Source organism: Burkholderia sp. F1, assembly GCF_050813845.1.
Lineage (GTDB): Bacteria > Pseudomonadota > Gammaproteobacteria > Burkholderiales > Burkholderiaceae > Burkholderia > Burkholderia ubonensis.
Genome location: NZ_CP172422.1, coordinates 2,370,869 through 2,383,588, shown reverse-complemented (window position 1 = coordinate 2,383,588; position 12,720 = coordinate 2,370,869). Strand labels below are relative to the sequence as shown.

General features: G+C 71.0%; 9 protein-coding genes. 2 read left to right on the top strand and 7 right to left on the bottom strand.

Going from position 1 to position 12,720, the window contains the following annotated elements:
* Window positions 1-144: 144 nt before the first annotated feature.
* Window positions 145-1,032, bottom strand: a complete 888-nt coding sequence (locus ACFIMZ_RS29180) for a LysR family transcriptional regulator (RefSeq protein ID WP_431822936.1) — start codon at window positions 1,030-1,032, stop codon at window positions 145-147.
* Between the two features lie 126 nt (window positions 1,033-1,158).
* Between ACFIMZ_RS29180 and ACFIMZ_RS29175 the strand changes: the two genes are divergently transcribed.
* A complete protein-coding gene (locus tag ACFIMZ_RS29175) occupies window positions 1,159-2,712 on the top strand; it encodes an MFS transporter (protein WP_431822935.1) in 1,554 nt (517 codons plus the stop codon).
* A 52-nt stretch (window positions 2,713-2,764) separates the two neighbouring features.
* Here the strand turns inward: ACFIMZ_RS29175 and ACFIMZ_RS29170 are convergent, their stop codons facing one another.
* The 3 genes from ACFIMZ_RS29170 to ACFIMZ_RS29160 form a co-directional block, all read right to left on the bottom strand.
* Window positions 2,765-3,895: a LysR family transcriptional regulator gene (locus ACFIMZ_RS29170; protein ID WP_431822934.1), complete on the bottom strand. Its 1,131-nt coding sequence runs from the start codon at window positions 3,893-3,895 to the stop codon at window positions 2,765-2,767.
* Window positions 3,896-4,270: 375 nt separating this feature from the next.
* The gene (locus tag ACFIMZ_RS29165) at window positions 4,271-6,184 is read right to left on the bottom strand and encodes a Xaa-Pro dipeptidyl-peptidase (protein ID WP_431822933.1); all 1,914 of its coding nucleotides are present in this window, start codon (window positions 6,182-6,184) and stop codon (window positions 4,271-4,273) included.
* A 251-nt stretch (window positions 6,185-6,435) separates the two neighbouring features.
* The gene (locus tag ACFIMZ_RS29160) at window positions 6,436-7,929 is read right to left on the bottom strand and encodes a S8 family peptidase (RefSeq protein WP_431822932.1); all 1,494 of its coding nucleotides are present in this window, start codon (window positions 7,927-7,929) and stop codon (window positions 6,436-6,438) included.
* 514 nt (window positions 7,930-8,443) lie between these two features.
* Here ACFIMZ_RS29160 and ACFIMZ_RS29155 point away from each other — a divergent pair.
* Complete coding sequence (locus ACFIMZ_RS29155) at window positions 8,444-8,776, top strand: hypothetical protein (protein WP_431822931.1); 333 nt, start codon at window positions 8,444-8,446, stop codon at window positions 8,774-8,776.
* Between the two features lie 67 nt (window positions 8,777-8,843).
* Here ACFIMZ_RS29155 and mmsB read toward each other — a convergent pair whose 3' ends face one another.
* The 3 genes from mmsB to ACFIMZ_RS29140 all read right to left on the bottom strand — a co-directional run bounded on the left by mmsB (window position 8,844) and on the right by ACFIMZ_RS29140 (window position 12,719).
* Window positions 8,844-9,734, bottom strand: a complete 891-nt coding sequence (gene mmsB / locus ACFIMZ_RS29150) for a 3-hydroxyisobutyrate dehydrogenase (RefSeq protein ID WP_431822930.1) — start codon at window positions 9,732-9,734, stop codon at window positions 8,844-8,846.
* 16 nt (window positions 9,735-9,750) lie between these two features.
* A complete protein-coding gene (locus tag ACFIMZ_RS29145) occupies window positions 9,751-11,277 on the bottom strand; it encodes a CoA-acylating methylmalonate-semialdehyde dehydrogenase (RefSeq protein ID WP_431822929.1) in 1,527 nt (508 codons plus the stop codon).
* 122 nt (window positions 11,278-11,399) lie between these two features.
* Window positions 11,400-12,719: an MFS transporter gene (locus ACFIMZ_RS29140; RefSeq protein WP_431822928.1), complete on the bottom strand. Its 1,320-nt coding sequence runs from the start codon at window positions 12,717-12,719 to the stop codon at window positions 11,400-11,402.
* Between the last annotated feature and the right edge of the window lies 1 nt (window position 12,720).

The following is a 12,720-nucleotide window of genomic DNA, read 5'->3' as shown; positions in this document are numbered from 1 at the left end:
CCGGCACGAACGGCATGTCGCGGGTGCTGCAGGCCAGACGGTCAAGACTGGTCAGGCTCGCAAACATGATCTCGAGGCAAAAGTGCATGGCACGCTCCAGGCGACCCGCGCGCCGGGCCGTCGCCGCGCGGGTCCGGCCGGCGCTCATCCGGACCAATCGGGCCGCGCCACGACCCGCAGGAACGCGCGCACGGCCGGCCCTTTCTCGAAGCGCCGGCACGCGAGCGCGAGCTCGGACATGATCGGCTTGCCCGCGAGCGGCCGGTAGACGACGCCCGGCAGCGACACGCAACGGGCGAGCGCGTCCGGAATCACGGCGACCCAGCCGTTCACCGACACGCAGGCCAGCACCGCGAGCAGCCCGCCCGGGCGCGCGGCGATCACGGGCGCGAAGCGTCCGCGGCGCGCGACTTCCAGCGTGCCGAGCTCCTGCTCGGGCACCGCGAAGCGCGCGCCGGCCAGCGCGGCGGTCTTGATCGTCGCCATCGCGGCGAACGCCGAATCGGCCGGCACCGCCGCGACGAACACGTCGCGCTGCAGCGTGACCGCGCGGAGTTCGCCGGGCAGCGGCAGCGGCGGCCGCACGTAGGCGACGTCGAGCCGCCCCGCGTCGATCTGCTTCGCGACGTCGTCCATCGGCACCTCGCGCAGGTTGAGCTCGATGCGCGGATGCGCGGCGCGAAACGCGCCGACCGTGCGCTGCAGCGTGCCCGAATAGACCGCCGACGACACGTAGCCGACCTCGATCCGGCCCAGTTCGCCGCGCTCGGCCAGCGCCGCGAGCTCGCGGCCGCGCTGCAGGTGCTCGAGCGCGGCGCTCGCTTCGCCGAGGTAGGCTTCGCCCGCGGCGCTCAGCGCGACCGCGCGCCGCGACCGGTGAAAGAGGCGCACGCCCAGCAGCCGTTCCGCTTCCTGGATCTGCCGCGTGAGCGCCGGCGGCGCCATGTCGAGCTCGTCGGCCGCGCGGGCGAAGTGGAGATGGCGCGCGACGGCGAGGAACGCGCGGACGTGACGGAATTCGAGCCGGTCCATGATTGCGGAAATCGTCAATAAAACTGCGTGGGAATATCAATGACGGGCAATACGGGCCAAGCCTAGCATACGAGGGCCTGTTATTCGCGTGAACAGGCCCTCGTCCATCCTGCACCGGAGCCTCCGATGTCCCAGTCTTCCCCGGCGCCGGCCGCGCCGCGCGCCGCCGCCCGCCTGCCTGCCGCCGCGACGCTTGCCGTCGCGTCAGCGACCTGTTCGCTGATCGTGCTCGATACCAACGTCGTCGCCGTGTCGCTGCCGAGCATCGCGCGCAGCTTCCACGCGAGCTTCGCCGACATCGAGTGGGTCGTGAGCGCGTACATGACCGCGTTCGCCGCGTGCCTGCTGCCCGCCGGCGGGCTCGCGGACCGCTTCGGCCGCAAGCGGATGCTGGCCACGGGCCTCGCGATCTTCTTCGTCGCGTCGCTTGGCTGCGGGCTCGCGCCGTCGGCCGGCTGGCTGATCGCCGCGCGCGCGGTCAAGGGCGGCGGCGCGGCGCTCTTGCTGACGGCGGCGCTCGCGGTGATCGCGAACCGCTTTCCGGAAGGGCGCGAGCGCGCGCGCGCATGGGCAATCTGGGGGATGTGCATGGGTGTCGCAACCGCGATCGCGCCGCTCGTCGGCGGCGCGATCACGCAGTGGATCGGCTGGCGCTGGGTATTCCTGCTCAACCTGCCGGCGTGCGCGCTGCTGGCCGCGGGCGCGCGCGTCGCGATCGACGAGTCGCGCGATCCGCACGCGAAGCGCGTCGACGCCGTCGGCAGCCTGCTGTTCGGCGCGGCGCTCGCATGCGGGATCGCCGCGCTGATCGACGCGCCGTCGCACGGCTGGCTGTCGCCGGGCACGCTCGGCCGCTTCGCGCTCGGCGCCGCGCTGTTCGCGGGCTTCGTCGCCGCGGAGCGCTGGCAGGCGCGGCCGATGATCGACCTCGCGCTGTTCCGCGCGCCGCGCTTCGTTGGCGCGGTGCTGGCGATGTTCGGCTACGCGGCGTGCGCGCAGGTGATGATGACGTTCCTGCCGCTGTATCTGCAGAACGCGTTCGGCATGTCGGCGATCGACGCGGGGCTCGGCATGCTGCCGTTCGCGTTCGCGATGATCGTCGGGCCGTCGTTCGGCGCGGCGCTGGCGGCGCGCGTGTCGTCCGGCGGCGTGCTGGCCGGCGGGCTTGCGCTGATCGGCGCGGGCAACCTGCTGACCGCGGCGCTCACCGCGAGCGGCGACTATCGACTCGTCGCGCTCGGGATGTGGGTGACGGGATGCGGCGCCGGCATCATGAACGGCGACACGCAGAAGGCCATCATGGCGTGCGTGCCGCCGCACCGCACCGGGATGGCGTCCGGCATCAGCACGACGACGCGCTTCTCCGCGATCGTGACGGCGGTCGGCGTGCTCGGCGCGGTGCTCGCCGCGCGCGCGCACGCGCAGCTCGACCGGCTGGTCGCGGCGACCCCCGGCTTGGGGCGCGTCGTCGATGCGCCGTTCATGTCGAGCCTGCTGGCCGGCGATCTGGCGCGCGCGCTCGAGCGCGTGCCGCCGCAGGCGGCGAAGGCGCTGGCGGCGGCCGCGCCCGCGGCGTTCGCGAGCGGGTTTGCCGATGCGCTGGTGTTGAGCGGCGTGTTTGCGCTCGTCGGCGCGGTCGTCGTGATGAAGTTGCTTGCGCAACCGATGAAGCAGGGATGACGCATGATGCGCGTGGGGCGTTGCACACGCGTTGCCGCGCCGAGCGTCGCGATCAATGCGCTTTCGGCGCGCCGCGATGCGCGCGAGCGATGGTCGCCGGGCGTCGTTTCCCGCAGCGCGGCTCGCGTCGCCGCTCGTGACGCCGCGCGGGCTCCTCCGTCGGCGCAGCCTGCATCGCCGCTGCGCTGATTGCCGCGACGGCCGGCAGCGCCGCGTCGGCGTCCAGCCAGCCGCGCGTCGCCTGCGCGATCAGCGCGCGCAGCCAGCGCACGCCGTCGACGCATGGCCCGGCTTCGTCGCACGTCATCCGGTAGACGATGTCCGGCGGCTGAGCCGGCAGCGCGACGACCGCGAGCGGCAGCAGCTTCGCGTAATGCCGCGCGAGGCGAACCGTGGTGGTGAGGATCAGGTCCGAGCGGACGAGCGCATGCGCGGCGAGCTCGAAATGCGGCAGCGTGACCGCGATCCGGCGCTGCAGGCCGACGCGTTCGAGCTGCCGGTCGATCGCGCCGGACGCTTCGAGCCACGACGGCGTCGGGCATAGCTGCGGCGCGTGCGCGTAGTCGGCGGCCGTCATCGTCCCGCGCTTCGCGAGCGGATGCGTGGCGCGCATCAGGCAGACGACGCGGTCGTCGAACAGGTCGTCCTGCCGGAATCGCGACGCACGGGCGGGGCGGTTGTCGATCACGACGTCGAGCTCGCCGTCGGCGAGCGCGCGTTCGGCGTCGAAGCCGTCGCCGAGCGGATGGAACACCAGCCTCGCATGCGGCGCGTGCTCGCGGAACAGCGCGACGAGCTTCGGCACGAACAGCACGTTCAGGTAGTCGGGGCAGCCGATCCGGTAGGTGCGCACCGACGTGCGCGCGTCGAACCTCGGCTGCTGGTTGCGGATGAAGTCGATCACGCGCAGCGCGTTGCGCAGCGGCTCGACGAGGCGCGCGCCGAACTCGGTCGGCACCATCCCGTAGCGGCTGCGCACCAGCAGCGGATCGCCGAGCAGCGTGCGCAAGCGCTTGAGCGCCGCGCTCGTCGCCGGCTGCGACAGGTTCAGGCGCACCGCCGCGCGCGAGACCGTGCGCTCGGTCAGCAGCACGAGCAGGAGCCGCATCAGCCGCGCGTCGAGCGCCTCGAGCACGCCGGCGGCAGCGTCGTGCGGCCGGGTCGCGCCTAGGTCGTCCTGCATCGCGAGCGGCCGAAACGTGAGGCAAGGCGGCGCGCGAGGCCGGCGCGGCGAGTGGCTTCGGGTGGCACGCGGAGGTCTCCTTCCATGTGGGGCGCGTGCGCATGCGGCGCGTGCGCGCGGTTCGGGCCCGGATGCCGCGGGTGTTATTGGCCGGATTCGTCCGCGAGTATGGGCGGCGGGCGCGGCAATGGGAAATTAAATATTCGGGTGGAAGTCATTCGGAAAACGAATGGCGCCGGACCGGCGCGCGGCGTCACGTTGTTTGCCGCAATGAGGTGGGTGAGGGCGGGGACATCGATGGACGAAACGCCGGCCGGCGGCCGGCGTTTCGTCTCGTTCACGCGCCGATGCGTGTTCGCAAGGGCGCGTTTTCCGTCAGATCGGCAACTGCGGCACCGTCACCGACGTGCCGGCCGGATCGAGCGTCAGCTCGGTGCCGGGCGTCGGCCGCAGCGTCGCCTCGTTGTCGCTCGACAGCACGACGAGCCCGAGCCGATGGCCCGCTTCGAGCCGGTAGTCGCGCGGCATGAAGGTCAGGTGCAGGTCGTACGGCATGCCGGGCAGGACCGGCTCCGAGAACCAGCTCGACAGGCGGTTGCGCGGATCGGTCCACGCGCGGGTGACGATCTTCGCGCTGCCGTCCGGCGCACGGTCGACCAGCAGCGCGGTCACGTTTGCTACAGCCGAGAACGTCAGCCGCACGCGCGCGGTCGCGGTGCCCGAGATCCGCGTCGCACTCGCGAGCGGCGCCGTCTCGAAGCGGGAGCGATGCTCGCCGGTCGCCGTGTTCGCCAGCGTGAGCGCGGGGATGCGCGCATCGTCGGTGAACTTCACGAGCGGACCGCCGGACTGCATGCGCAGCAGCGTGCCGGTGCCCGCGCCGTCGCCGCCCGCGAAATACGCGACGTTCGCCGCGCCACGCGCGGGCCAGCTCGCATCCTTCAGCAGCGTGCCGTCCGCCTGCTCGATCACCGCGCCGGGGTCGCGCTCGACGCCGTTGCCGTAGCCGAGCAGGTAGCGCGTGAACCAGCGGTTCACCTGCGCGGTCCATGCGTCGGCCATCGCCGGCACGCGGGTCGGATCGGTGTGCTTCAAGCGGTGCAGCCACAACTGCGCCGGCACGCCCTGGCGCCGCATCGCGAGGTACCACGACGTCGATTGGTCGACCCTGACGTTGTCGTCGGTCAGCCCCTGCGCGACGAGCGCGGGCGCAACCGCGAGCGCGGTCGGAATGTCGCGCGCGGCCCAGAACGCCGAATAATCGCCCGTCGTGCGGTCCTCTTTCTTCAGCGCGTCGTCGACCAGGCGCGTGCAGCGTTCCGGATGCGGGTTCGTCAGCAGCGCCTTGATGTAGACGTCGACGTCCTCGCCCTGGTAGCCGTCGGGCGCCCGCACGAGCCCGCCCGAGCGGTAGTAGCCGTACATGTTCGACAGGCCGGCGACCGGCACGATCGCGTCGAGGCCGCGCGTGCGCAGGCTCGCGACCATCTTCGGCAGCGTGCCGTCGTACGACACGCCGTACATGCCGACGTGGCCCGTCGACCAGCTCGCGACGACCGGCTTGCCGCTCGCGTCCTTCGCGCTCGCGCCGCGGCCGAGCCAGTGGATCACCGACGCCATCGCCACCGATTCGTCGCGCGTCAGGATCGTCGGACAGCCGTCCGAGCCGGCGGTGCCGAGCGAATCCGCATACACGATCGTGAAGCCGCGCTGCACGAAATACCCCTCGATCCACGAACGCCCCGCGGCGGCCGCTTCGACCTGCTGCAGGATCCGCGTCTGCGGCGCGGCGACCATGATGCGCGCGGCGCCGGAAGCGGCGGGATGCGGCGTGCCGTCGAGCTCGACGTCGACATTGTGGTTCGGGCTGTCGGCGAGGTTGTTGTAGTAGGGGCTCGCCAGCACGATCACCGGCGTGCGCGCGCCCGACGCGGTTTCGGACGGCCGCACGATGCGCACGTGAATCCGGTCCTTCGCGCCGTCGCCGTCGGAATCGACGGGCGTCTCGACCCACGCCTCCTCGGTGATCGTGCCGCCCGACAGCGACGGCTGCACCTGGCCGTTCTGGATCACGGGCCGGTAGCGGCTGCCCGACAGGTCGGCATACGGCACGCCGGACGGCGAGAAGCGCGCGGCGAGTTGCTTCGCGTCGGCCGCGAGCGCGGCGGCCCCCTCCTGTCGGCCTTGCGCGAGCGCGGATGCGCCCGGCACGCCTGCGGCGGCGAGCGTCGCGGCGGCCACCAGCGCGGCAAGCCACGCGCGCCGCGGTTCGGTTCGTTGAAATCGCATTGTTGTCCTCGTTCTTCTAGTTTTCGATGCTCATGTGGAAACGCGCGTCCCGGGCGGGACGGCGGGTGCATAACGGGCCGGCGGACGTCGCCGGCCACGGCGCGTGCGCGGCGTCGCCCGGACCAGGCCGGGCGCGTTCGCGACGCGTTGCTTCGGCGCCGCCGGCGCGACATCAGCGGCCGGCAGCACCGCGACGCGGGCGTTGCATGCGACGGCAGCGTGCGCCGGTCGCCCGCAACGTCCGCGTTCGCTTACTTCGCGGCGGCGGCGACCGCGTTGCCGGCGTCGAGCAGCCCCGCGCCGCAGGTGCTCGTCGAGCAGTTCGAGCCGCTCGAGAACGGCCGCGCGCTCGACTGCAGCCGCTGCAGGACCTGCGCCGGCGTGAGCGCCGGATTGACCGCGAGCATCAGCGCGACGGTGCCCGCGACGTGCGGCGTCGCCATGCTGGTGCCGTTGTAGCTCGCGTAGCTGTCCGCGCCCGGCGACGTCGTGCCGGCATTGAGCGTCGACAGGATGCCGACGCCGGGCGCCGCGATCTTCACGGCCGGGCCGTAGTTGCTGAAGCTCGCGCGCACGCCGCTGCTGTTGACCGCGGCGACCGCGATCACGCCCTGGCAATTCGCGGGCTGGCTGTTCGCGACCGGGCCGCCGCTGTTGCCGGCCGCGACGACGACGTTCGCGCCGCGCGCCGTGATCGCGTTGATCGCGTTCTGGTACGTCGCGCTGCAGGTGCGGCTGTTGCCGCCGAGGCTCAGGTTCAGCACCTTCGCCGGCGTCGGGTTCGCCGGCGCGCCCGGCACGGGCAGGCCCGCGGCCCAGCGCATGCCGTCGGCGATGTCGCTCACCGTCCCGCCGCACTTGCCGAGCACGCGCACCGGCTGCACCTTGCCGACCCAGGAGATGCCCGCGACGCCGTAGCCGTTGTTCGTCACCGCGCCGATCGTGCCTGCGACGTGCGTGCCGTGCCACGAGCTGTTGCGCGCGCCGCAGCCGTAGAACGGGCCGTTCGGGTCGGCATCTTCCTGCGCGGTCACCCAGTCGCCCGGATCCGACGCGTTGTTGTCGCGGCCGTTGCCGTCGTTCGCGGTCGCCGGATCGGAGATGAAGTCGTAGCCGGGCACCAGGTTCGCGGCGAGATCCGCATGCGGGCGATAGCCGGTATCGATGACGCCGACGACGATGTTCGGGGAGCCGGTCGTGCGATCCCACGCCTTCGGCAGGTTCGCGCCGCCCGCCGGGCTGAAGTAGCCCCACTGCTCGCCGTAGCGCGTGTCGTTCGGCACGAGGAGCGGATACATCCGCGCGTCCGGCTCCGCGTACTCGATCGCGCCGTCCGCCGCGAAGTCGCGGGCGAGCCCTTCGGCCTCGGCGAGCGACACGCGACGCTGCAGCGAAAGCACCGTCGCGCCGCCCGACATGTCGCGCTTGATGCGGATGCCGGCGGCCGGGTCGGCCGGATTGCCGGGCGCCGAGGCGGCGGCGGCGCCGAACGCCTGGCCGGCTGCGCGCGTGCGGCGGGCCGCGAGCACGCGATCGATGACCGCCTGGACGTCCGCGTGCGCGGCGGTCGCGGCCGATGCGGCGGACAGCGTCTTGGCGGCGCGCAACTTGACGATCAGCTGGTTCACCGCATCGGCGGGCCCGGGCACGGGCGCGGTTTGCGCGTGTGCGGCGGTGGCGAGGCCGGCCAGCGCCGCACCGAGGACGGTCGCTTTAAACGAAGCAGTGCGAATCAATTTGGACATGCCGATACTCCCCCCGACAGGATTGAACGGAATGAATCGATGCTGCTTGTCTTGCTGCTGTCTAGTAGCTGCCTGCTTCGCTGCACTGCCGGCGGGCACGAACGCGCGGATGAGGACGACAGGACTCGACCGGACGACGTGTTGTCGACAAACCGGTTGCGGCCGATCGCGTCGGCGCGGGCCGGGCGATGCGTCGTCCGTCAGGTTTGCGTCATGGGAGCCGGGCGAAACGGCGATCTTTGTTCACGCTGCGCCGCGCCGTTTCTTTCCGTAAGCTTGCGCAGAAATTAGCTCATTGAAATGCTTGCGTCAAACATTTTTAATTTAAATCAAAAAAAGTTTGATTCTTTCGTAATCTGGAACACCGACCGACGGGCGCTACGGTGCCGATCGGTCATCGTTTAATCATTGGAAACAATCTGTTCACTTTACGGGGCATGATCTTCGGTGAATGAGCGGGCATACTTGCGGAAATGATGTGAAATGCCGGCGATCCGGCGCATAACCGCTTCCCATGACGAACCCTGTTCCTTTCCGATCCCTGCGCTGGCTGCCGCTCGTGGCCGCCGCCTGCCCGCTCGCTGCCTGCTCGATCACGTCCGATGTCGCGTCGACGTCGAATCCGAACGTGTTCACCGTGTCGACGCACGCGGTCGGCATGTCGACCAACTGGGCGACCGCGCACGAGAACGCGGTCAACGAGGCGATGAACTTCTGCTCGCAGCGCGGGATGCGCGCCAGCATGAAGCAGGAGTCGCTGAGCGCCGGCCGCGGCGTGAGCGGCCGCTCCGAACTCGCGTTCGAGTGCCACCCGACCTTCGAGACCGCGACGAACCCGCGCGGCTGAGCGATTCCGGCAATCCGCGGCGGCGGGCGGCGCTTGACGCCGCCCGCCGCCCGCCGCCGTCCCGCCGTCAGGCGGCCTGCGCCTCGTACAGCTTCACGCACGCGGAGAAGTCGAGTCCGCCCAACCCCTGCTGGCTCATCGACTGGTAGAGCTGCTGCGCGAGCGCGCCCATCCACACCGGCTGGCGCGCCTGCCGCGCGGCTTCGGTCGCGAGTCCGAGGTCCTTCAGCATCAGGTTCGCGGCGAAGCCGCCGCTGTAGCCGCGCGCGGCGGGTGCCGCGGGCAGCACGCCCGGGTACGGGTTGCAGCTGTCCGAGCTCCAGCAGCGGCCGGTCGACGTGTTGATGATGCCGGCCAGCACCGCGGGCTCGATGCCGAGCGCCGCGCCGAGCGCCATCGCCTCCGACACGCCCATCATCGAGATGCCGAGCAGCAGGTTGTTGCAGATCTTCGCGATCTGGCCGGTGCCGGTGCCGCCGCAGTGCACGACGTTCTTCCCCATGTCGAGCAGCACCGGGCGGATCCGCTCGAACAGCGCGGCGTCAGCGCCGACCATGAAGGTCAGCGTGCCGGCCTGCGCGCCGGCGGTGCCGCCGGACACCGGCGCGTCCGCAAGCGGGTGGTCCTGCCGCGCGGCCGCGTCGGCGATCGCGCGCACCGTGCCGGGGTCGATCGTGCTGCAGTCGATCAGCGTCGCGCCGGCGCGCGCGCCCGCGAGCACGCCGTCGTCGCCGAGATAGACCTGTTGCACGTGTGGCGCTGCCGGCAGCATCGTGATCACGAGCGTGGCGCGCGCCGCCGCGTCGCGCGGCGAGCCGGCGGCCGTCGCGCCCGCGCGCACCGCGGCGTCGACCGCCTGCGCGTCGAGATCGAACACCGTCAGCGCGTGGCCGGCCTTGAGCAGGTTGGCGGCCATGGGGCCGCCCATGTTGCCGAGCCCGATGAATGCGATTTCCATGTTCCGGCTCCCCGCGTCAGCGCAGCGCGATCGTGGTGTTGACGCCGCCCGACGTCGCGTCGTCGTCGAACCAGCGCGCGGTGACGGTCTTGGTTTGCGTGTAGAACTGCACGACCTGCTTGCCGTACGGGCCGAGATCGCCGAGCTTCGAGCCGCGCGAGCCGGTGAAGCTGAAGTAGGGCACCGGCACCGGGATCGGGATGTTGATGCCGACCTGGCCGACGTCGATCTCGCTCTGGAACTTGCGCGCCGCCGCGCCGCTCTGCGTGAACAGGCCGACGCCGTTGCCCATCGGGTTGCGGTTGACGAGCGCGATCGCGTCGTCGAGCGTGTCGGCTTCGAGCACGACCACCACCGGCCCGAAAATCTCTTCCTGATAGATCGACATGTCGGTCGTCACGTTCGAGAAGATCGTCGGGCCGACGAAATTGCCCTGCTCGTAGCCCGGCACCTTCACGTCGCGGCCGTCGAGCAGCAGCGTCGCGCCGGCTTTCACGCCTGCGTCGATCAGCCCCGTGATGCGCGCGTGCGCGGCCTTCGACACGACCGGGCCGACGTCGGTGCCGGCCTCGTGCCCCGCGTTGACCTTCAACTGCTTCGCCTTCTCGACGAGCTCCGGCAGCCAGTCGCGCGCGGCGCCCACCAGCACGACCACCGACGTCGCCATGCAACGCTGGCCCGCCGCGCCGAAGCCCGCGCCGGCGAGCGCGTTGAGCGTCTGCTCGCGATGCGCGTCGGGCAGCACGACCGCGTGGTTCTTCGCGCCCATCATCGACTGCACGCGCTTGCCGTGCTCGCTGCCGAGGTTGTACACGTGCGTGCCGACGCGCGTCGAGCCGACGAACGAGATCGCCTTCACGTCCGGATGCGTGCACAGCCGGTCGACCGCGACCTTGCCGCCGTGCACCACGTTCAGCACGCCCGGCGGCACGCCGGCCTCGATCGCGAGCTCGACGAGCTGCATCGTCGACAGCGGGTCCTGCTCCGACGGCTTCAGCACGAACGTGTTGCCGCACACGATCGCCATCGGGAACATCCACAGCGGGATCATCCCGGGGAAGTTGAACGGCGTGATGCCCGCGCACACGCCGATCGGCTGGCGCAGCGTGTAGGTGTCGACGCCGCCCGCGACGTTTTCCGCGAATTCGCCGAGCTGCAGCGTGCCGATCGAGCACGCGTGCTCGACCACTTCGAGGCCGCGGAAGATGTCGCCCTGCGCGTCGGGCAGCGTCTTGCCCTGTTCGGCGGTCAGCGTCTTCGCGATGCGTTCGAGGTCGCGGCGCACCAGATCCTGGAACTTCAGCATGATGCGCAGCCGCGCGCCGATCGGCGTGGTCTTCCAGGTCTGGAACGCGCGCTGCGCGGACGCGATCGCGGCGTCGACCTCGTCGACGGTCGCATACGGCACGCGGCCGATCGTTTCCTGAGTCGCGGGGTTGACGATGTCGCCCCATTCGCGGGTTTGCGATTCGACGAACTGGCCGTCGATCAGCAGTTTGGCGGTGGGCAGCGCGACGGTGGCTTGAGGTACGGCGGCGTTCATGAACAATCTCCGAAAGTAGCGGTTACGAATGGCGGCAATGCAATGAAAGGAGGCGCCCGCGACCGGCGCGCATGCGCGCCGGCCGGCAGGCCAACGAATGGGGAGCGGCGCGGACCGCGCGGTCAGTCGCTCGCGCGGCGCATCAGCCCCGTGCAGATCAGCGCGAACACGCCGAGCCCGACGAGGTAGACGATCACGTAATGCGGCTGGCCGCCGCCCGTCTTCAGCAGCGACGTCGCGATCATCGGCGAGAAGCCGCCGCCGAGCACGCCGGCGAGTTGCACCGACAGCGAGATCCCGCTGTAGCGGATCTCCGCCGGGAATTGCCTGGCGAACAGCAGCGACTCCGGCGCATACAGGATCGGAAACACGACGCCGAGGCCGAGCACGATCGCCCACCACGCGATCGACGTCTGCCGCGTGCCGAGCATCATGAAGAACGGCGCGACGAACGCGCACATCAGCACGAGGCCGATCGCGAACATCCGGCGCTGGCCGATGCGGTCGCTCAGGTGCCCGCACAGCGGCATCGTCACGAGCGACAGCGCGGCGCCTGCCGTGATCGCCTCCAGCATGGCGGCTTTCGGCAGGTGCAGCTGCTGCGTCGCATACGCGAGCGCGAACGTGACGACCATGTAGAACCACGTGTTCTCGGCGGCGCGCGCGCCGACGATCGTCAGCACCTCGCGCGGATGCCGGCGGATCGCTTCGAGCACCGGCGATTTCACCGCCTTGCCCTGATGCTTCATCTTCTCGAAGTCCGGCGATTCCGGCACCTTCGCGCGGATGAACGCGCCGAGGCCGACGAGCGCGATGCTCGCGAGGAACGGGATGCGCCAGCCCCACGACAGCATGTCCGCATCGGGCAGCCTGGCGACTGCGGTCATCGCGAGCGACGACAGGATCAGCCCGAGGCCGACGCCCGTCTGCGGCAGGCTGCCGAACAACCCCTTGCGGCCTTCGGGCGCATGCTCGACGGCCATCAGCACCGCGCCGCCCCATTCGCCGCCGACCGCCATCCCCTGCAGGAAGCGCATCGCGATCAGCAGCGCGGCCGCGCCGTAGCCGATGCTGTCGTACGACGGGATCAGCCCGATGATCATGCTCGGCACGCCCATCAGCAGCAGCGTGATCATCAGCATCGACTTGCGGCCGATGCGGTCGCCGAAGTGGCCGAACAGGATGCCGCCCATCGGCCGGCCGATGAAGCCGACCGCGAACGTGCCGAACGCGGCGAGCGTGCCGACCACCGGGTCGAGCGACGGGAAGAAGATGCGGTTGAAGACCAGCGCGGCGGCGGTGCCGTACAGGAAGAAGTCGTACCACTCGATCGTCGTGCCGGTCATGCTGGCCCAGCCGGCCAGCAGGTGGTCCTTCGCGGTTCGGGTGGGCGCAGGCGCGGCAAGCTCCGCGTGCTCGTCAAGGGTGGATCGGGTCTGCATG